We start from the raw sequence: 18,726 nt of genomic DNA, 5'->3' as shown, positions 1-18,726 counted from the left end.
CAACGGACGCCTCGAACACCTCCGCGGCACCGCCCTCGGCTTCCGCAACCTCACCCACTACATCACCCGAAGCCTCCTCGAAACCGGCGGATTCAGACAACACCTACACCCTGGATTGTGAAGAGCCGTCATGGTCACCCACGATCTGGAGGCCGCAGCCTTCGCCGACACCGTCATCGTGATGCACGACGGACGCACCGTTGATACCGTCGGCCGCACCACCAGCCAGGAGCTGCTGGGCATCATGTCTGGTCTCAGAGCGTGAACACATGCGACGCTACGTCATGAGAATGTTCACCGACCAATGGCGGCAATGGGCACCGGCCATTGCGGTCATCGCCGTAATCGCGACGATGATCGGCCTCTGCGTCCATCAGTTCGCCTGGACGAGCACGCCGCAGTTCCGTGACGCCGTCGCCAGCGCCAGCGTGCCCCTCGCCGAGTTCCAGATCCTCTCGGTGACTATCTACATGGTGATTGCCCTCGTCTCCTGGGTCGCCCTGACTGTAGTCGGCCGCGCAAGCGTCCAAGCCACCCGCCACTGCTACGCGCTCTGGCTCCTGCTCGGGGCATCTCCACGAGCAGTGTTCCTCTTCGCGATACTTGTCCTGGTCATCGTGAGTCTCTGCGGCGCGATCCTCGGTGCCCTCGCATCGACTCTCCTGGGCTCTTGGGCGATACCGGCGTTCAATACGGAAGTGCCTGCCAGCGTTGACCTACCGGGATTCACCATCGCTCCGTGGGCCCCTGTTGCGATCGTTATCGTCAGTGTCGTCACGGCGATGATCGGCGGGCTGATGCCTGCCCGGCAGGCATCTCGTATCCAACCCAGCGTCGCTCTGCGCACATTCCACCAGTCGGGCCGACACACCATCTCGACAGTCTTCCGGGGCATCGGCGGGTTCATCTTTTTAGCAGTTGCCGCCGCTCTTGTCGTGGCTTCGAGCTTCGCCTCCCAGCTCGGGTCCACCGGCCCCGGTCCGATGTTTAATCTCGCAGTCAACGCCGGTGACAGTGCCTTGATCGCCGTCTACCTCCTGTGCCCCGAGATCGTCAGGTTCATCTTCTGGCTCCTTCACAAGCTCTTCGCAAGCACAGGATTGGTGGTGCCAGCACTGGGCACTCGTGCCGCGGCAGCACGGGCACATGCCAGTACCACGACGATCGCCCCACTGGCTGCCGGCCTCGGAGGGATCGGCCTGCTGTTGTGCGCTGTGAACTCGGTGGCCGCGATGACCCAGATCCTTCAACCCGGGACACCGACGAACCTGACCGATGTGTGGACGATCGTTGCCGTCGTCGCTGTGTCGATGCTCGCCACGAGCGCGGCCGTGGTCGCACTGTCGGCCCGCGGGCGCGGACGCGAGATCGCCTTGGTCCAGGCACTCGGCATGCACGCAGGACAGGTTCGCATCCTCATCGTGGCGGAAAGCTTCGCGATGTCCCTAGCCGCCGCAGTCACGGCAGTCGTTCCCGTGGTCACCGGCGGACTGGTCTGCGCCTTCGTGTCGGCGGCTGCTCTCGACGGGGCCTCCGTCGTGGTATGGCCGCTGCCGAGCATGCTGCTCGGATTGCTCGCCTCGTGGCTCCTGCTTCTCACCATTCTGGCCATCCCGACCATCAGGCCCCTCCGTGATGGACCAGGCGCACAGCTGCGAGAACAGGAGATCTGATGGGCCGGACTGCCGTCGGCGTCATCGAGCCACACATCCGTGATCTCGCCGAGCACCTGCGCACAGTCGAAACACTCCGGCCTCAAGCGCAGGAACCACCACCGATGTCACACCAGCGCGTCCAATCCATTCGGCTTCAAACTCCCACTGGTGACGGGATCGTCGAGACGGTCAGGCTCCGCCCCCCGAGAATCTCTGGTTTTAGCGGCAGATCGCAGCATGTTCGCCGTCATCGGTGACATCGATGGTGACGAGCACTTCAGCATGCGGATCTACATCGCTGCCGCGAACGGCGTCGAGCTCGTGCATGAGGAAGCCCCCGTCTCACCTCGTGTGCGCGCCTACGGAAACGGGATTCTCTGGATACGCCGAGACGGCTCCCTCAGACCAAACCAGTTGCTCTGGTGGTGTCCGGGGAGCTCCCGACCGACGGTCCTATTGGACGAGCCGGATTCCACGCGCCGCCTCGAACTTCGCAGCGTCACCGACAATATGGCGATCCTTGCCTCTCGCGGTTCAGGCAGCACTCGGCATTGGATCATTTCCGGCGACGATGGCTCGATCCCGACCTGTCGTCTGTTGATACACCGTGTTTCCGACGCGGACGTCGCCATCTGGAAGCAGACGGTGCTCATTCTGGATCGACCGAACGGGCTCGTCTGGGATGAGAGTCACGATCGCGTCTTTGCCGAGACGCCGCCCGGATTCTCCGCCGAACACCTCCAACCGTCAAGCGATGCGCTCCTTGTCACCGGAAGGGCTGACGGGCGGCAAACCATCTGGCTGCCTGCGCACGGACCACAAGCGGTATGGACCGCACCCCCCGCAGGCACGATGCTCCCGGCCTTCGACTCTGCCACAGAGAAATTGATGCTCCTCGCATCATCACCCGTACATCAACCCCAGGTGGTGCCAGCGGAAGTGGGAACAAGACTTTCCCTCGAGCCTACGGGGCGTGCCTCCACCCTGTGTCTGGACGCTGAAAGTGACGACGGCACGATGATCCCGATCACTCTCTTCCTCCCACCAGGAGAACAGACGCATCCCTTGGTCGTCCACGTGTATGGAGCCTACGGAATCAGCCTCGAAGGCCCCTTCGATCCATTCGCTGACGATCTCCTGGCTCGCGGCGTGGCGATCGCCTATTGTCACATTCGAGGCGGAGGTGAGTTCGGCCCTCAGTGGCACCGGCAAGCGGCAGGCGAATACCGATACCGTACAGTTGATGACTTACTCGCCTGCGTGGCCAGACTCCGCGCCCTACCCGCCATCACGGCGGACCGTATCGTCGTGACCGCCGCCAGTGCAGGCGGAATGACCGCAGCCGCCGCCTGTCTGCGTCAACCAACGTGGCTACGAGGCCTGCACCTCGTACATCCCTTCATTGACCCGCTCACAACCCTGATGAATCCAGCATCGAATCTGGCATCGACCGACCGAGCTGAGTACGGCGACCCCCGGCACGACCCAGGCATTCGGGATCTCCTACAACGGCTCTCGCCCATGGAAGGAATCCAGGGGCTTCCCGCACAGAGCCGCCCACTGCCACGCGCCTGGATCCGCGCAGCGGAGCGCGACGCGAGAGCTGACAATGACGCCATCCATCGTTTCAGCCAGCATTATCGTGACGCTTCGGTCTCACGTCACCCCGGACACATCATCCAACGAATCACCCCCGGCGGTCACCTCGCGGGTGACTCAACCGAAGCCACAGACGATGAGAACACGCTCGCTCACGCTTGGATGCTCGATGTCCTCGGGGCACCGTCCGAATGGAACAAACCCATAGGAACAGTTAAGCGGTCGGACTCGGTTACATGCGCAGCGCCCGGCGCTAGCTGAACCGGTTATCAAACCGAGCCGTGACGGAGAGGGAGAAAAGTGATTCGTGGACCTTTCGATGATCGACCTGGGCGCAGCGGCCACTCGTGAGTTCTTCATCGTGACAACGACGTCAACGGCCGAGAGCGCGGGATCGTTCATCGGCTCGCCGAACTGCTCGAGGACGACGTTGCTCAGCGCGACGCTGCCCGAGTCGGCAACAACGCAGTTGCAACCCGAGGCCGACCGGACGGTGAGGTCACGCAGCCTCAACTCACCCGAGTCGTACGGGGCCAGCGTGCCGTGGATGACCGTCCGCCCCGGGGAGGCCCCGACGAGTGTGCAGGCCAAGGACACCGTCTCGTTCTCGCAATCATCGAGGAAGTACTCACCGGCGTCCATGGTGATGGTGGCCCCGCGCGCAGCCCTGGGAAGGATGACGTCCTTGAAGCGATGGGCGTCAAAGACAGACCAGTGCAGTTCCGTGAGCAGGGCAGACTGTGCGGCCTCCGCCGACTCGTCCTCGTTGACGACCTCGAACACACCGTCGGGCACCTGAAAACGCCCCGCGCCCCTGCGCAAGATGTAGGGGCGCTGGTCGTCGTTGAGGTCAACGGCACCGATACCGATCAGGCTCTCCTCGCACCAGATCTCCAGGAGGCCGTCGGCTCCCCGCAACCCAAGACCATCGACCTGCACCACTGACTCGTCCTCGACGTCGAGCAGGCGTTTGCCACGCGCCGGAGTGCAGGCCAGCCACCCGGTGGAGCGCAGCGCCGACCGTTCGAGGAGCAGGATCCTCGACCACCGTCACCCCGCGCATCTCGACGCGGCAGTCCGGCATCACCTTGAGGGCATTGTTGAAAACAGCCGCTCTGACAGTCAGATTGGTGGGCGCTGCTCTGCCGGTGACGTCGAGTTGATCACCGTCCGGGACGGGTCACCTGTTCCTGTCAGACGCAGGTCCCGCAGCTGGATGCTCTCACCGAGGGTGTACACGCCCTCCTCGAGAAGGAGCTCGTCGCCCATCTTCGAGGCAGCGACCGCTTGGGCGAAGGAACGGCCGAACATGCCACTGCCAACCCGGATACGCGACATGCGACCCGCCTTTCGCGTTGACGACTGACGTCACTGTACCGTCGGCCGCCCCGTCGCAGACAGGTCCCGGTCACCTGACGGAAGGCACTGCGACCGCCCAGTACGCCGTGGCAGGGCAGACGATGATCTCCTCGTCAGGCGCCGGCCCAGTAGGCGGTCAGGGCCGCGCACAGGTGGCCGGGGTCGCTCGTGCCGCACATCTCGCGGGTGGAGTGCATCGACAGGATCGGCACGCCGACGTCGACGGTCGCGATGCCCAGCCGCTGCGCGGTGAACGGGCCGATCGTCGTGCCGCAGGCGACGTCGTTGTTCGAGACGAACACCTGGTGCGGCACGGCGGCGGCACGGCAGGCCCGCTCCCACAGCACCGCCGAGACGGCGTCGCTGGCGTAGCGCTGCTGGGCGTTCGCCTTGAGGGCCGGGCCCTGGTTCATCGCCGGCTGCACGACGGGATCGTACTTGCCCACGTGGTTGGGGTTCACCGCGTGCGCCGCGTCGGCCGAGACGCACGAGCTGCGCGCGAGCAGCGCCTGGTAGGCGTCACCGCGCAGGCCGTAGCCGTCGGCGATGCGCACCAGCGCGTCCGACAGCAGGGGCCCTGCCGCGCCGCTGCTGGTGCCCGAGCCGACCTCCTCGTGGTCGAAGGCGACGAACAGGGCGATGTCGCGGCCGGGCCGGGTCTCCAGGAGCGCCCGGTAGGCGGGGTAGGTGGACGAGAGGTTGTCGAGCCTGCTGGAGGCGAAGAACTCGCCGTCGACGCCGAAGACGGCCGGGGCCTGCGTCGGGTAGGCGTGGATGTCGCCGAAGGCGACCTCGCCGGCCGGGACGCCCGCCTGGGCGCACAGCCACTCGGCGATGTCGGGGCCCTCGCCGAGGCCGTAGCTGGGCATGAGTTCGTACTGCCGGTCGATCGTGAGGCGCTCGTTGACGCTGCGGTCGAAGTGGGGTGCGATCTGGCTGACGCGCAGCACCGGGCCGGTGCGCACGAGGTGCTCGGTGCCGTCGAGGGTGACGAGCCGGCCGGCCAGGCCGAGTTCGCGGTCGAGCCAGGAGTTGATGAGCGGGCCGCCGTAGATCTCGACGTTGGCCTGCCGCCAGCCGGCCCGGGTGAAGGACGGATTGGGTTTGAGTTTGAGGGCCGGGGAGTCGGTGTGGGTGCCGACGATGCGCACCCCGGCGTCGGGCGCCGGCTGCTCGGGCGCAACCCAGGCGACGAGCGCGCCGCCGCGCACGAAGAACCTCCTGCCGGCGACGTTCCCCCACCGCCGGCGCTCGTCGAGGCGTTCGAAGCCGGCCCCGGCGAGGCCCTCGGCCATGGTGGCCGCGGCGTGGTAGCTGGTGGGGCTCGCCGAGATGAACTCGGCGAAACCCGGCATGAACTGCGTTGGATCCGCCATGGCCCCATTCAAGCAGTCCGCCCCGGCTGCGAGGACCGAACCGGCACATGCCAGTCAGCGATCACTGGGGGCTGAGACGGCGCGAAGTTGCCCTCCCCCGAACCGGCCCCGTCCGGTTCTGCGGTCCGGGCCCTACAACAGGTGACGGAGCCGGCGGACCGGGCCGTCCCGCAGGCCGCCGGCCCGGCGTGTCACGCCCGTTCCGCCGGAAAACGTCGGTGGCGGACGCAAGACTTGCCGTCATGGACGCCACCACACTCATCCTGGCCCTCGTCCTGGTCGCCGTCGGCCTGGCGATCGGTTTCCTGCTGGGCCGCTCCCAGGCACGTTCGCAGGCCGGCGGCCAGCAGGCCGAGCTCGCCCGCGCCAAGGCCGAACGCGACGCCTCCCTCGCCCGGCTCGAGGCCCTCACGAACGACCGCGCCTCGATGGCCCACGAGTTCCAGCGGCTCTCGGCCACCGCAGCCGAGCAGCAGGCCGCCACCGTCGACCGCACCGCCAAGGCCCGGTTCGACCAGACGCGGGTGCTCCTCGAACCCATCAGCCGCAGCCTCCAGGCGATGAACGACCGGCTGCTCCAGGTCGAGCGCGACCGGGCCCAAGGCGCCGCCGACCTGCGCCGCCAGGTGGCCACCGTGGCCTCCAGCAGCGAGGCGCTGCGCAAGGAGACCGCGGCTCTCGTCACGGCGCTGCGTCAGCCGCAGGTGCGGGGCGCCTGGGGTGAGACCCAGCTGAAGCGCGTCGTCGAGATCGCCGGCCTGGTGGAGCGCTGCGACTTCGACACCCAGGTGGCCGTCAGCACCGAGGACGGCGGGCTGCGCCCCGACCTGCGGGTGAACATGGCCGACGGCAAGGTGATCTTCGTCGACGCCAAGACCCCGCTCGGCAACTTCATCGACGCCTTCGCCACCGATGATCCCGAGCAGCGCACCGCCCTGCTCGGCCAGTACGTCAAGAACGTCACCGGGCACATCAACCAGCTGGGTGCCAAGAACTACTGGCGCCTGGACGCCGGCAGCCCCGAGATGGTGGTCCTCTTCCTGCCGTCGGACGCCCTGCTCCAGGTGGCGCTCGACCAGCGCCCCGATCTGCACGAGTACGCGGCGGGTCATTCGATCTTCCTCGCCAGCCCGTCGATCCTCATCCCGATGCTGCGGGCCGTGCAGCACGGGTGGAAGCAGGCGGCGTTCACCGAGTCGGCGCAGGAGGTCGCCGCCCTCGGCAGCGAGCTGTACCAGCGGCTCGCGACGATGAGCGGGCACCTGGACAAGCTGGGGCGGTCGCTGTCCGGGGCGGTCGAGGCCTACAACAGGACGGTGGGTTCGCTGGAGCAGCGCGTGCTCGTCAGCGCCCGCAGGATCAGCGAGCTGCAGCTGGCCGAGGGCTCCCTGGAGGCTCCGCGTGCCGTGCAGGCCAGCCCGCGTGTCCTGGCGGCACCGGAGCTGGTGACCGGCGAGCCCGCAGACGCGGATGACCCATCGGGCGCTGCCGGGGTTGCGACGAGCACCGTCCCCGGCCAGGGCAAGGGCGCCTGAGCCCAGGAGCCGGTGGCCGGCGCCGCGGCATTGTCAGGCGGGCACTGGATCCGAGCCACGCCAAGCCCGGGCTCAGGGGCCGGTGGCCGGCGCCGCCGCGGCGCTGGCAGGGGGCTCGACAGTCCCGGCCTTCCCGGGCCCCAGTGGGCTGCCGGGCCTGCGGACGGGTTTGCCGGCGCGGCGTGACCGCAGTTCGGGCGGCAGGGCGAAGCTCAGTGACTCCTCGACCAGACGCTCCTCGTCGGCGGTCGGGTAGCCGAGTTCGGCCAGCCGGTCGAGCACGCCGTCCACCAGGCGCTCGGGCACCGAGGCACCCGAGGTAATGCCGACCGTCGTCACGTCTTCGAGCCAGGCCGGGTCGATCTCACCGGCGTTGTCGACACGCTCGGCACGGCGGGCACCGTTCTCCAGCGCCACCTCGACCAGGCGCACCGAGTTCGACGAGTTGCGCGATCCCACCACGATCACCAGGTCGGAGTGCCGGGCGATCTGCTTGACCGCGCCCTGCCGGTTCTGGGTCGCGTAGCAGATGTCGTCGCTTGGCGGGTCGATCAGGTTCGGGAAGCGCCGGTGCAGGCGCTCGACGGTCTCGCGGGTCTCGTCCACGCTCAGGGTCGTCTGGGTGAGCCAGGCCAGCGGGGTGTCCGGGGCGATGTCGAGCCTGTCGACGTCGTCGGGGGTCTGCACGAGCGTGATGGCGTCGGGCGCCTCGCCCGTGGTGCCCTCGACCTCCTCGTGGCCGGCGTGGCCGATGAGGACGATCGGCACGCCCTGCTTGGCGAAGCGCTTCGCCTCGTGGTGCACCTTGGTCACCAGTGGGCAGGTCGCGTCGATGGTGCGCAGCCCCCGTTCCCTGGCCTCGGCGCGGACCGCCGGGGAGACGCCGTGGGCCGAGAAGATCACCAGCGAGCCGGACGGCACCTCGGCGAGTTCGTCGACGAAGACGGCACCCTCCTGCTCGAGGGTCTCGACGACGTGCCTGTTGTGGACGATCTGCTTGCGCACGTACACGGGCGCGCCGTAGGCGGCCAGCGCCTTCTGCACGGTGACGACGGCGCGGTCCACGCCTGCGCAGTAGCCGCGGGGCGCCGCCACGACGACGCGCTTGGCGGGTCCGGGGGCCGTCGCATCACTCATGCCGACCAGTCTATGGGCTGAACGCTTCCCCTTGTTTTCGCGTGTGGCGCACGATGTGCCGGCACCAACCGACGGCGCCGGGGCCCAGGCGCAGGGCAGGAGCGACACGAGGCTCAGCGCGCTCGACCGGCTCCCGCTCTTCCTGGGGCGCACCGAGGCAGGCACCTTGCACGACGCCGCCCGGCTGGCCCGCGGCGTCGAGGAACTGGGCTTCGAGCGTTTCTGGGTCGCCGAGCACCACAACGCCCCGTACTTCCTGTCGAGCGCACCCGACACCGTCATGACCCAATCTGCTGGGCCAGACCTCGCGCATCCGGGTCGGCAGCGGCCTCACATCTTCCTGGCCCGGGACGGTGCACCGATCGTCGGGACCTAAGACGATGTGGCCATCCGCGTGCGCGCCTTCGCCGAGGCACACGCCTGCGACGAGGTCATGCTCATCAGCTAGCTGCCCGATGCAGGGGAGAAGCTCGGCATGTATGCCGAGCTCGCCGCGCGGCTCATCTGAACCGTTCCCGACCGGGCTGACCGGAATCGTCGGAGGGTCCGGCTACCGTGGAGGGCATGCCTAAAGCATCGACCACACAGGGCCCCCGCAACAGCCCCGAGACCGCCCAGCCGCTGGGCCAGGTCGTCGGCATGCTGAAGGGCTGGGTCGAGCGCTGCGGCTGGATCTGGGTCGAGGCTCAGGTCATCGAGCTGCGCCGCAGGGCGAACTACTCGGTGCAGTTCCTGACACTGCGCGACACATCCCAGGAGATCTCGGCGCAGGCCACCGCGACCAGTGCCGTGCTCGACGCCGCCGGGCCGATCACCGAGGGCACCACGGTCCTGGCCTGCCTGCGGCCGCGCGTGTGGAACAAGACGGCCCGCCTGTCCTTCGAGTGCTCGGTCATGCAGATCGCCGGGGAGGGCCGCCTGCTGGCCGAGCTGGAGCAGCGCAAGCGCGCCCTGCAGGCAGAGGGCCTGTTCGAGCCCGCCCGCAAGAAGCCACTGCCGTTCGTCCCGGCCTGCATCGGCCTCGTCACCGGCGCCGATTCGGCAGCCGAACGCGACGTGCTCACCAATACGCTGCGCCGCTGGCCGTCGGCGCGTTTCGAGATACGCCACGCCCTCATGCAGGGGCCGCGCAGCGCCGCCGAGGTCGCCTCCGCGCTGGCCGAACTCGACGCCGATCCGCGGATCGATCTCATCGTCATCGCCCGCGGCGGCGGCTCACTCGAGGATCTTCTGCCGTTCAGCGACGAGGGCCTGGTCCGGGCCGTGGCGGCCGCGCACACCCCCGTGGTCAGCGCCATCGGTCACGAGCCGGACACGCCGATCCTCGACCTGGTCGCCGATCTGCGCGCCTCCACCCCCACCGACGCCGCCAAGCGCATCGTCCCGGACGCGGCAGCCGAGCAGCAGTACCTCACCGAGCTGCTCGGCCGGGCGCGCACGGCCATCACGGCGCGCGTGGACTCCGAGTCCCACGAGCTCGGCCGCCTCACCTCTCATCCGGTGCTGCGTGACCCGGTCTCGGCGCTCGAAGGGCACGCGCAGCAGCTCCAGATGGCGCGTTTCCGGTTGCGCACCATGATCGACCGCATCGTCTCCGACGAGGAGCAGGCGGTCTCGCACGCGCTCGACCGGGTACGGGCCATGTCACCGAAGGCGACCCTGGAGCGCGGCTACGCGATCGTCGCCGACTCCGACAACGCCTCGGTCACCTCGGTCAACGACGCCGAACCCGGCGAGCAGCTCATGGTCTTCCTGTCCGACGGCCGGCTGCTCGTCGAGGTCGACGACGCGATCCCGGGCAGGCCAGGCGGCGAGCCATGACGCTCACGAGTCCGGCGGCGCACCGTCAGGGGCAGAACAACGGATCGGCCAGGCGGGGCGGCGGCCCCCAGGAACCAGACGGAAGGACCACCACCATGGCGGACGAGAAACTCAGTTACGAGCAGGCCCGAGCAGAGCTCACCGAGGTCGTCGCGAAACTCGAGTCAGGCGGTGTGCCACTGGCCGAGTCGATGCAGCTGTGGAAGCGCGGTGAGGAGCTGGCCGCCCACTGTCAGGCCGAGCTCGACGGTGCACGCAGGCTCATCGAGGAGGCGCGTCGGTGTACGCCGGCGTCCGTGCCCGACGCCGGCGAGCAACAGAATGAGGATGCTCCCGGTCGCTGAGCACGACTAGTCGAGGATCTCCTTGTCCGGTTCCACGTCATCGGCTGAGTCGGCCCACCTCGTCTCATCGAGGCAGATGTGCTCGGTGATCTCCTCGTCCACGGTGGCCCTCTGGGCGGAGTCCTCCTCGAGGTGGCGTTCCAAGTCCTCGTCGAGCTTGCGCGTCGACACCGGACGGCGTGTCTGCGGGACGAATCCGGGATTGTGCCAGATGAGCCCGTCCGGCACCTTCTCCGCACCCTGTTCCGGCTTCGGGTGACGCCAGTCGACGGGCTCGTCAGCGCTGTCGGCGGTGGTCTCACGTGGCTCCTCGCCGTTGGTGGCCATTGTCCCCTCACTGGTTTCGTCTGCGAGGCCCCTCCTGTGCTCGGGACTGCTCGCCGGACGTCATCCACACTAGTCGGCGTGGCCGGGGAACACGGCCCCGGGGCAGTCCTCGGTCTGGTCCGCGGCCGTCCGGTGGTCCCCACCGTCCGGGAGGGGTGGTCAGCGGTTCGCGGCCATCCAGATCGCCACGAGATGGCACACGGCACCGAGCACCGTGCCGGTGTGGAAGAACTCGTGGAAGCCGAACCACTCGGGCCAGGGGTTGGGTTTCTTGAGGGCGTAGCACACCGCTCCGGCCGTGTAGCACAGGCCCCCGGCCAGCAGGAGCCAGACGATGGCGGGTCCCCCGGCCCACCAGAACTGCGCCAGCCAGAACAGGGCAGTCCAGCCCATGACGATGTAGAGCACCGTGTAGAGCACGCGGGGAGCACCCATCCACACGTTGCGGCAGACCACCTCGAGGACGGCACAGCCCCAGATGATCGACAGCAGCGTCACCCGCGAGCCGCCTCGCAGCAGCATGATGGCCAGCGGCGTGTAGGTACCTGCGATGAAGATCGCGATGTTCGAGTGGTCGAAACGACGCAGCACGGTGTCGACCCTCTCCGGCCAGCGCCCGCGGTGGTACACGGCGGAATTGCCGAAGAGCATGAGCCCGGTGAGCAGATAGATCGCCTCTCCGACACGGCCGGCCATCGAGTGCGTCAGGACGATGAGGGTGAGGCCGGCCAGGAGCAGCAGCGGCGCCGTGACGGCATGGAGCCAGCCGCGCAGGCGGGGCTTGGGGGAACCGGGCGTCACATGCGCGTCGTCGTCATGGCCTGGACCGGTCGGCGGGGTCCTCGGCTCGTCACGGGAAGTCACTCAACTTACCGTACCGTAGGTTATTGGCCTCCGGAAGACCTCGACCCCAGGAATCACCCATCCCCAAAACACTGCCGACAGGGGCCGGTCCGGCCTGTAGTCTTGGCCCATGGTGCACCTGAACATGGTGAACAGGGCGATCGACCGTCTCAGCCCTGAAGGCCTCATCTACACGGCCTACCAGAACCGACTGCGAGACGGGCTCGCCCCGAACTCCCTCCCCCGCCATGTCGCTGTCCTGGCCGACGGCAACCGCCGCTGGGCTCGCCTCAACGCACCGGGGCGGCCTCTTGAGGTCGGCTATCAGGCCGGCGCCGACAAACTGCGCGACTTCGTCGGCTGGTGCGACGAGATCGGCGTCGGCACCGTCACCTTGTGGGTCCTGTCCACCGAGAATCTTCAGCGCTCCGCCGATGACGAGCTGGCCCCCCTCATGGAGGTCATCACCAAGCTCACGGACGACCTTGCAGCCGATCTGCGGCACCGGGTCATGACCGTCGGTGATCTCGCACTGCTCCCCGGTTCGATCGCCGAGCGTCTGCGCGCCGCCGAACGGGCCAGCGCCGGCCACACCGGCACCCAGGTGAACATGGCCGTGGCCTACGGGGGCCGGCACGAGTTGCGTGACGCGTTCCGCTCACTGCTGGCGGCCGAGGCCGAACGGGGCACGACGCTCGGGGAACTGGCCAACACCCTCGAGGTCGACCAGATCTCCGAGCACCTCTACACGCGCGGGCAGCCCGACCCCGACCTGCTCATCCGGACATCCGGGGAGCAGCGCCTCAGCGGTTTCCTGCCCTGGCAGAGCGCCCACTCGGAGCTGTACTTCTGTGAGGCCCTGTGGCCGGACTTCCGCAAGATCGACTTCTTCCGGGCGCTGCGTTCCTACCAGCAGCGCGAGCGGCGTTTCGGGAAGTGAGCGGGTCCGTGCCAGGGGTGACCGCGCCGTGTGGGGCTCGCCGAGCGGGTCCGTGACCCCGCCATCGAGGTCGGCTGAGTCCCGCCTCGTGCGGGGATGCCAAGACATCATGCCGACAGCCGCTGGCCCGGCCCCCGGCACTCATCATCGGCAGCCTCGGGCCGGAGCGCCCTCCGGCCAGCGGTTGACGAGACTCGCCTCCGCGGCGATGGACGATGCGGTTCGCCGCCGGCCGGCACCGAACGGACCCCGGATCGTCCGGGCCCGCAGGGATCTCAGATGATCCGATCCCGCAGGGATCTCAGATGATCCATGTATCCGCCGGATCGGGGGCCTTCTCCCCCGTTCTCAGTCCGGCGAACAGATCTCTTTCCGGCATGCGGGTCGGCACCGCCGAGTAGACCAGCTGGTAGTCCTCGGTCGGCCAGGCCCTCCGGCGGATCTCGGTGGGCACGGCGAACCAGAAGCCGTCGGGGTCGATCTGCGAGGCATGGGCGCGCAGGGCGTCGTCACTGCGGTCGAAGTACTCGCCGCAGGGCACGCGCGTCGTGACGCGCATCTCGTAGTCGTGGTTGTGCCAGCCGGCCAGCCGGTCCGCGTAGGGGCGCCCCAGGCCCGCCTCGTCCATCGCATCGTCGAGCGCCGCGAACCGTGCCCGGTGGAAACCCACCTGGTAGTAGAGCTTGCTGACCTGCCAGGCCGGACCGGCCTCCGGCAGCGCGGAGGGGTCGGCCGCCAGGCGGAAGGCGGCCACCGAGACACGATGGCACTGGATGTGATCGGGGTGGGGGTAGCCGCCGTTCTCGTCGTAGGTGGTCATCACCTGAGGGCGGAATGCACGAATGATCTGCACGAGTGGTACGGCGGCCTCGACCGGGTCGGTCAGGCCGAAACAGCCCTCGGGCAGCTGCTCGGTGGGGTCCTCCGGCAGGCCGGAGTCGATGTAGCCGAGCGAATGGTGTTCCACGCCCAGGATCGCGCGGGCGGTCTCCATCTCGTGGCGGCGCACCTCGGTGAGGTTCTCCCAGATCTCGGGGCGATCCATCTTGGGGTTGAGCACGCTGCCGCGTTCGCCGCCGGTGCAGGTCGCGACCATGACCCGCGCCCCCTCGGCGACATACTTCAACGTCGTCGCGGCGCCCTTGCTCGACTCGTCGTCGGGGTGGGCGTGGACGTTCAGCAGGCGGAGGTTCGCGCCCGCTCCTGGTTGAGCGACCGGCACTGACATGCCCTTCATTCTGCCCGCTCCCCGCGATGCGTCGAAGCGTGTCCATGGCCGGTGACGGGCACTCGGTAGACTGAAGAAATGACTGACAAGCAGACGATCTGGATAACGCAGGACGCGTACGACAAGCTCTCGGAGGAACTCGACCATTTGAAGGACGAGGGTCGCACGGAGATCGCGGGGAAGATCGGCGCTGCGAAGGCAGAGGGCGACCTGTCCGAGAACGGCGGCTATCACGCCGCGCGTGAGGAGCAGGGCCAGATGGAGGCCCGGATCCGTCAGCTCGAACAGATGCTGCAGAACGCCGAGGTCGGTGTCGCGCAGGCGGCTCCCGAGAAGGTCGTCGCCGGTACCACCGTGACGATCGCCTACGACGGTGACCCCGATGACACCGACGTCTTCCTGCTGGGCAGCCGTGAGATGCTCGGCCTCGACGACTCGCTGGACACCCAGGTCTACAGTCCCCAGTCCCCGCTCGGCGCCGCGGTGCTCGACCACGCGGCCGGCGACGAGGTCTCCTACGAAACCCCCAACGGCAAGACCGTCAACGTGATGATCGTCAAGATCGAGTCGCGCGCCTGACCGGCGCCGGTCGCCTCCGCGCACCCCACGACCATGTGAGGTTCCTCCGCTGAGCGCCACCCCGGGTGGCAGAAAGGAACGCTGTCACGTCACTCGCCCGCTTCGCAACTCGTTCGATGCTCGCCTCGGCATTCGTCACCGGGGGCTTCAACGCGACCAAGAACGCCGAGGCCCTGGTCCCGACGGCCGACCGCTTCCTCGAGTCGCTGCCCCACCGGGTCACCGATGCGCTGCCGGAGGGGGTGACGGCAGCCGACCTGATCCGCGCCAACGGATGGACGATGGTGGGCGCCGGGTCCGCGCTCGCGCTGGGCATCCTGCCCAGGCTCGCCTCCGGGGGTGCTGGCGGCCCAGCTCGTCCCCACGACCCTGGCGGGTCATCCGTTCTGGTCGGTACCGGAGAGCAAGAAGGTCTCGACGCGGACCTCCTTCATCACGAACGTGGCGTTGACCGGTGGCCTGCTGACCGTCGCCCTGGGCCCGCAGCGGAGCAGGAGGGCGCGCCGCAGGGCCCGCAAGAAGGGCTGACACTCACCGCACCGGCGGTGGAGGGGAAGGGCATGCCCGGGACTCGCCCCGGCCGCCGAGGACACGGCACTCAGGGAGGGGAACGGCGATCGGTCAGCCCTTCTCGTCCCCGCTCGGGCCCTCGCTCCCGGCGGCGTCCTCGACGCCGCTCGCGCGCGCGGCCTGCACCTCCCGGACCTTCGTGACGACGACCCGGGCGCCACCGCGCAGGCGGTCGCCGGCGGTGGGCCGGTCGGCCTCCTCCGGGAAGGCGACCAGATCTCGTACGACGATGCGGCTCATGACACCCGACAGTTCCATGCGGGCCAGCCCGCGGCCGACGAGGTACTCGTCGAAGCGGTTGCCCTTCTCGCCGGGCCAGCGCACGACGCCGAGCTGACTCGTGGCGCTGAGCCCGACATCGGCCCGCTCGGTCAGCTCGACGGCAAGACTGCCCGATTCGACGCGGAGGGTGTTCAGCCCCAGGCTGATGGGGCCGTTGATGGTGGCCGTTCCGGCCTGGAACAGGCCGTCGTTGAGTTGGGCGACACCGCGCAGATGCGTGACGCCTGCGCTGACGCGCACCCGCCCCCAGTGGGGAACGTCCTGGCTCTGCAGGGAACCGCCCGACAGCTGGGCGTTCACCTGGATGTGTGGGTTGACCCTCACCTCGAGGGCGGGGCCGAGGCCGAGCTGCTTGAGGTCGCTGGCCGTCCTGGGCGGGTTGATCGGCGAGAAACCCCTGATGCTCGGGCCGAGCCGGCCGGTGGCCGTGATGACGAGCCCGTCGGCGTTGCGGCGCATGGTGTGCTGGCCGCTGACGGTGGCGGTGGAGACGGCCTCGTCCCCGATGACGCGCACCCGCTGCCCGGTGGCGGTGATGGTGACCGACCTGATGCCGCCGCTACCGGTCAGTTCCGGGATGGGATCGAGTCCCTCGGCGCCGGTCAGGGCCGCTGGTTCGTCACTGCGCTGGTTCAACGCGGCGATCCGCCGTGATGCCTCGGCGGTGTCGATGACGCCATTGGCGAGTTCTGCCAGGATCGCGTCAAGCTTCGGGGAATCGCTCATGACGTCAATATATAGAGCTTCGCGCCGGTAGCCGACCGATCCGCCGCACATGTCGGCGCCGCTCAGGGCCGGCCGGGGGACGACTCGTCCGCAGGGGACGCGTCGTCGTCCCTCCCGGGCCCGGTGGACGGGACCTGGGGCGAGACCTCGGACCCATCGCCGAGGACGACGGTCACCCGCCCCTCCGGGGACTCGGCGTCCCGCTCGTCCCCGGACACGGCGTACTGCTCCTCGACGTCGAGCACCTCGTCGGCCGCGGTGATCTCCTCATCGGCGCCCTCTCTGGACCGCGAGGCGCGCAGCACACCCGTCACGAAGGCGACGATGGGGATGGCGAAGACGCCGCCGACGATACCGGCCACCGAGAGGCCCACGGCAATGCCCACCAGCACGGCGAGCGGGTGGATCGAGACGGCCCGGCCGAGCAGCAGCGGCTGCAGCAGGTGGGACTCGAGCTGCATGACGGCCACGAAGATGGCCAGCATGATGACGGCTTTCCAGAAGCCGAGGGTCACGAGGGTGACGGCGACGGCGACGACGCCGGAGGCGATGGCACCGATGATCGGCACGAAGGCGCAGACGAAGGTGAGAGCCGTGATGGCCAGCCACAGGTTCGAGCCGAGGATGGCGGCGCCGATGCCGGCACCGATGCCGTCCACGGCGGCCACTGCAATGGCGGCGCGCACGTAGCTGGACAGGGAGGCCCAGCCCGAGACGACGGCCGGCATCACGGTGAGCCGGCTCGTGCGCGGCATGAGCCCCGTGCCCGCGTCGACGAACCGCTGGCCGTCCTTGAGGAAGAAGAAGGTGGCGAACAGGGCCATCGCGGCGCCGGCGAAGAACTTGCCGATGCTCGAGCCGGCCGTGGCGGCGGCCGAGGCGATGGTCTCGCGTGAGTTCTGCACCCACTCGATGGTCTGCGAGATGAGTGAGTCGATCTGGTCCGCGTTGATGTGCAGGGGGCTGCTGTTCAGCCACGTCACGAAACCGCGCGCACCGGCGATGGTCTGGTCGACGAGCTGGGACCACTGGGTGGCGATCTGGGCGCCGACGAGACTGAGCAGGCCGAGGACGATGACCACGATGAGCAGCAGGCAGCTCAGTGAGGCGAGCCATTTCGGCCAGTGGTGACGCACCAGACGGGCATTGAGCGGGTGGAGGGCGGCGGTGAGGAGCAGGGCGACGGCCAGCGGGATGACGACCTCGGACAGTCGTGAGCCGAGCCACCACAGCAGGGCACCGAAGGCCACCACGACGAGGATCCGCCAGCTCCAGGCGGCGAAGACCCGCAGTGGCCGGGGCACGAAGCTCTCGACGCTGGCGCCGCGCAGGGCGGTGAGCTGCTCGGCGGTGAGCGTGATGGCGTCCGGGGCCTGGGCGTTCGGACGTTCCGGTTGCTCGTCGGAACGTTCAGAACCGGGCAGACGCGGGATGCGCCGACCGATGGGGAGGCCCGAGAATGCGCCCTTGCGGCGCCGCGGGCTGGTGTCGCTGGTCGAATCCGCCATGTCGGTCAGTGTGCCATGCGGTGGCGGCGGGAGCGGGGAGCTTGGACGCCGAGCCGGGGAACCACCGGACCCTGGCCTCTGCGGAGCGGACTTTTCCGACGCCCCGGTGGACTTGCAGCTAACCTGTGGAGGTGGACACCGCCCGAGCGTGCGCGAGGAGGCACCCCAGCATGACGGCTCAACCGATCAGCGAACTCATGGCACCGGACTGGGCGCAAGCGCTGGCCGGCCAGGAGGACCAGATCCACGCCATGGGTGACTTCCTGCGCGCCGAGATCGCGGCCGGCCGCGGCTATCTGCCCGCCGGCGACAAGGTGCTGCGCGCCTTCAGTCGCCCGCTCGCCGACGTCCGCGTGCTCATCGTCGGCCAGGATCCCTACCCGACGCCGGGGCACCCGATCGGTCTGAGTTTCGCCGTCGACCGCTCGGTGCGGCCGCTGCCGAAGAGTCTGATCAACATCTACCAGGAACTTCACTCCGACCTTGGAATCCCTGCGGCCCAGCACGGTGACCTGACCGGCTGGTTCGAGCAGGGCGTCCTGCTGCTCAACAGATGCCTGACCGTTCAGCCGGGCAAGTCCGCCGCGCACCGCGGCAAGGGCTGGGAGCAGGTCACCGGTGCGGCCATCGACGCCCTGGTCGCCCGTGGGGGTCCGCTTGTGGCGATCCTGTGGGGCCGGGACGCCCGCTCGCTGGCCCCGATGCTCACCGCGGGCGGTGTCCCGGTGATCGAATCGGCTCATCCGAGTCCCCTGTCGGCCCACTCGGGTTTCTTCGGCTCCCGTCCGTTCAGCCGGGCCAACCAGTTCCTGTCCGAGGCCGGCGCCGAACCGATCGACTGGGACCTGAACGGGCGCGGCTGAGGGCAGAACGCGGGCACGACGAGCGACCGCTGGC

19 protein-coding genes and 1 pseudogene are annotated in these 18,726 nt (G+C 68.7%); 11 read left to right on the top strand and 9 right to left on the bottom strand.

The window, feature by feature from the left end; all coding sequences use genetic code 11:
* The first annotated feature begins 130 nt into the window (after positions 1-130).
* The 3 genes and pseudogenes from D9T14_RS14210 to D9T14_RS14460 all read left to right on the top strand — a co-directional run.
* The gene (locus tag D9T14_RS14210; RefSeq protein WP_259340986.1) at positions 131-265 is read left to right on the top strand and encodes a hypothetical protein; all 135 of its coding nucleotides are present in this window, start codon (positions 131-133) and stop codon (positions 263-265) included.
* A 4-nt stretch (positions 266-269) separates the two neighbouring features.
* Positions 270-1,673 carry an FtsX-like permease family protein gene (locus D9T14_RS07410; RefSeq protein WP_119162536.1) on the top strand — a complete coding sequence of 468 codons (1,404 nt, stop codon included), beginning with the start codon at positions 270-272 and terminating at the stop codon, positions 1,671-1,673.
* Positions 1,674-1,937: 264 nt separating this feature from the next.
* Positions 1,938-3,170, top strand: a pseudogene (locus D9T14_RS14460) (prolyl oligopeptidase family serine peptidase); the annotation flags it as partial.
* A gap of 201 nt (positions 3,171-3,371) precedes the next feature.
* Here the strand turns inward: D9T14_RS14460 and D9T14_RS14205 are convergent.
* The 3 genes from D9T14_RS14205 to D9T14_RS07390 all read right to left on the bottom strand — a co-directional run bounded on the left by D9T14_RS14205 (position 3,372) and on the right by D9T14_RS07390 (position 5,989).
* Positions 3,372-4,196 (bottom strand): hypothetical protein, encoded by an 825-nt coding sequence (locus D9T14_RS14205; protein WP_232012465.1) that lies wholly within the window; start codon positions 4,194-4,196, stop codon positions 3,372-3,374.
* Positions 4,197-4,376: 180 nt separating this feature from the next.
* Complete coding sequence (locus D9T14_RS07395) at positions 4,377-4,592, bottom strand: hypothetical protein (RefSeq protein ID WP_126464180.1); 216 nt, start codon at positions 4,590-4,592, stop codon at positions 4,377-4,379.
* A gap of 134 nt (positions 4,593-4,726) precedes the next feature.
* Positions 4,727-5,989 carry a M18 family aminopeptidase gene (locus tag D9T14_RS07390; RefSeq protein ID WP_119162532.1) on the bottom strand — a complete coding sequence of 421 codons (1,263 nt, stop codon included), beginning with the start codon at positions 5,987-5,989 and terminating at the stop codon, positions 4,727-4,729.
* Positions 5,990-6,231: 242 nt separating this feature from the next.
* On the opposite strand from D9T14_RS07390, the gene D9T14_RS07385 reads away from it, so the two are divergent.
* On the top strand, positions 6,232-7,524 hold the full coding sequence (locus D9T14_RS07385) for a DNA recombination protein RmuC (protein WP_119162531.1): 1,293 nt from the start codon (positions 6,232-6,234) through the stop codon (positions 7,522-7,524).
* Positions 7,525-7,596: 72 nt separating this feature from the next.
* Here the strand turns inward: D9T14_RS07385 and D9T14_RS07380 are convergent, their stop codons facing one another.
* Positions 7,597-8,661 carry a 4-hydroxy-3-methylbut-2-enyl diphosphate reductase gene (locus D9T14_RS07380; protein WP_119162530.1) on the bottom strand — a complete coding sequence of 355 codons (1,065 nt, stop codon included), beginning with the start codon at positions 8,659-8,661 and terminating at the stop codon, positions 7,597-7,599.
* Between the two features lie 55 nt (positions 8,662-8,716).
* Here D9T14_RS07380 and D9T14_RS13915 point away from each other — a divergent pair, with 55 nt between their 5' ends.
* From D9T14_RS13915 to D9T14_RS07365, 3 genes are all read left to right on the top strand, one after another.
* Complete coding sequence (locus D9T14_RS13915) at positions 8,717-9,037, top strand: LLM class flavin-dependent oxidoreductase (RefSeq protein WP_220451991.1); 321 nt, start codon at positions 8,717-8,719, stop codon at positions 9,035-9,037.
* Positions 9,038-9,225: 188 nt separating this feature from the next.
* Positions 9,226-10,482, top strand: coding sequence for an exodeoxyribonuclease VII large subunit (gene xseA, locus D9T14_RS07370; protein ID WP_119162529.1), 1,257 nt, complete (start codon positions 9,226-9,228; stop codon positions 10,480-10,482).
* Positions 10,479-10,826 (top strand): exodeoxyribonuclease VII small subunit, encoded by a 348-nt coding sequence (locus tag D9T14_RS07365; protein WP_310648484.1) that lies wholly within the window; start codon positions 10,479-10,481, stop codon positions 10,824-10,826. The genes xseA and D9T14_RS07365 overlap by 4 nt, the downstream gene beginning before the upstream one ends.
* 6 nt (positions 10,827-10,832) lie before the next feature.
* Here the strand turns inward: D9T14_RS07365 and D9T14_RS07360 are convergent, their stop codons facing one another.
* Together D9T14_RS07360 and trhA are read right to left on the bottom strand one after the other, a co-directional pair.
* The gene (locus D9T14_RS07360) at positions 10,833-11,153 is read right to left on the bottom strand and encodes a hypothetical protein (protein ID WP_119162527.1); all 321 of its coding nucleotides are present in this window, start codon (positions 11,151-11,153) and stop codon (positions 10,833-10,835) included.
* 159 nt (positions 11,154-11,312) lie between these two features.
* On the bottom strand, positions 11,313-11,954 hold the full coding sequence (gene trhA / locus D9T14_RS07355; protein WP_232012521.1) for a PAQR family membrane homeostasis protein TrhA: 642 nt from the start codon (positions 11,952-11,954) through the stop codon (positions 11,313-11,315).
* A gap of 172 nt (positions 11,955-12,126) precedes the next feature.
* On the opposite strand from trhA, the gene uppS reads away from it, so the two are divergent.
* Positions 12,127-12,936 carry a polyprenyl diphosphate synthase gene (uppS, locus tag D9T14_RS07350; protein ID WP_119162525.1) on the top strand — a complete coding sequence of 270 codons (810 nt, stop codon included), beginning with the start codon at positions 12,127-12,129 and terminating at the stop codon, positions 12,934-12,936.
* Positions 12,937-13,237: 301 nt separating this feature from the next.
* On the opposite strand, the gene mca is transcribed toward uppS, so the two are convergent.
* Entirely contained in the window at positions 13,238-14,164 is a 927-nt protein-coding gene (gene mca / locus D9T14_RS07345) for a mycothiol conjugate amidase Mca (protein ID WP_119162524.1), read from the bottom strand.
* A 78-nt stretch (positions 14,165-14,242) separates the two neighbouring features.
* Here mca and greA point away from each other — a divergent pair, with 78 nt between their 5' ends.
* On the top strand, positions 14,243-14,743 hold the full coding sequence (gene greA, locus D9T14_RS07340) for a transcription elongation factor GreA (protein WP_119162523.1): 501 nt from the start codon (positions 14,243-14,245) through the stop codon (positions 14,741-14,743).
* 339 nt (positions 14,744-15,082) lie between these two features.
* The gene (locus tag D9T14_RS07335; protein ID WP_119162522.1) at positions 15,083-15,271 is read left to right on the top strand and encodes a hypothetical protein; all 189 of its coding nucleotides are present in this window, start codon (positions 15,083-15,085) and stop codon (positions 15,269-15,271) included.
* A gap of 93 nt (positions 15,272-15,364) precedes the next feature.
* Here the strand turns inward: D9T14_RS07335 and D9T14_RS07330 are convergent, their stop codons facing one another.
* On the bottom strand, positions 15,365-16,321 hold the full coding sequence (locus tag D9T14_RS07330) for a hypothetical protein (protein WP_119162521.1): 957 nt from the start codon (positions 16,319-16,321) through the stop codon (positions 15,365-15,367).
* Positions 16,322-16,383: 62 nt separating this feature from the next.
* Positions 16,384-17,829 carry an AI-2E family transporter gene (locus tag D9T14_RS07325; protein WP_182482078.1) on the bottom strand — a complete coding sequence of 482 codons (1,446 nt, stop codon included), beginning with the start codon at positions 17,827-17,829 and terminating at the stop codon, positions 16,384-16,386.
* Between the two features lie 170 nt (positions 17,830-17,999).
* Between D9T14_RS07325 and D9T14_RS07320 the strand changes: the two genes are divergently transcribed.
* Positions 18,000-18,692, top strand: coding sequence for a uracil-DNA glycosylase (locus tag D9T14_RS07320; RefSeq protein WP_119162520.1), 693 nt, complete (start codon positions 18,000-18,002; stop codon positions 18,690-18,692).
* Positions 18,693-18,726 lie beyond the last annotated feature (34 nt).

Origin of the sequence: Propionibacterium australiense (assembly GCF_003666605.1) — a bacterium.
In the GTDB taxonomy this organism is placed as follows: Bacteria; Actinomycetota; Actinomycetes; order Propionibacteriales; family Propionibacteriaceae; genus Propionibacterium; species Propionibacterium australiense.
The sequence above is the reverse complement of the archived record's forward strand: the minus strand, read 5'-3'. Positions and strand labels throughout refer to the sequence as shown.

Coding starts and splice junctions, on each gene's coding strand:
- greA (WP_119162523.1), top strand. CDS start 14,243: ATGACTGACAAGCAGACGATCTGGATAACGCAGGACGCGTACGACAAG.
- mca (WP_119162524.1), bottom strand. CDS start 14,164: ATGTCAGTGCCGGTCGCTCAACCAGGAGCGGGCGCGAACCTCCGCCTG.
- D9T14_RS07385 (WP_119162531.1), top strand. CDS start 6,232: ATGGACGCCACCACACTCATCCTGGCCCTCGTCCTGGTCGCCGTCGGC.
- D9T14_RS07320 (WP_119162520.1), top strand. CDS start 18,000: ATGACGGCTCAACCGATCAGCGAACTCATGGCACCGGACTGGGCGCAA.
- D9T14_RS07330 (WP_119162521.1), bottom strand. CDS start 16,321: ATGAGCGATTCCCCGAAGCTTGACGCGATCCTGGCAGAACTCGCCAAT.
- D9T14_RS07365 (WP_310648484.1), top strand. CDS start 10,479: ATGACGCTCACGAGTCCGGCGGCGCACCGTCAGGGGCAGAACAACGGA.
- D9T14_RS14210 (WP_259340986.1), top strand. CDS start 131: ATGGTCACCCACGATCTGGAGGCCGCAGCCTTCGCCGACACCGTCATC.
- D9T14_RS07395 (WP_126464180.1), bottom strand. CDS start 4,592: ATGTCGCGTATCCGGGTTGGCAGTGGCATGTTCGGCCGTTCCTTCGCC.
- D9T14_RS07360 (WP_119162527.1), bottom strand. CDS start 11,153: ATGGCCACCAACGGCGAGGAGCCACGTGAGACCACCGCCGACAGCGCT.
- D9T14_RS07325 (WP_182482078.1), bottom strand. CDS start 17,829: ATGGCGGATTCGACCAGCGACACCAGCCCGCGGCGCCGCAAGGGCGCA.
- xseA (WP_119162529.1), top strand. CDS start 9,226: ATGCCTAAAGCATCGACCACACAGGGCCCCCGCAACAGCCCCGAGACC.
- uppS (WP_119162525.1), top strand. CDS start 12,127: ATGGTGCACCTGAACATGGTGAACAGGGCGATCGACCGTCTCAGCCCT.
- D9T14_RS07380 (WP_119162530.1), bottom strand. CDS start 8,661: ATGAGTGATGCGACGGCCCCCGGACCCGCCAAGCGCGTCGTCGTGGCG.
- D9T14_RS07390 (WP_119162532.1), bottom strand. CDS start 5,989: ATGGCGGATCCAACGCAGTTCATGCCGGGTTTCGCCGAGTTCATCTCG.
- D9T14_RS07410 (WP_119162536.1), top strand. CDS start 270: ATGCGACGCTACGTCATGAGAATGTTCACCGACCAATGGCGGCAATGG.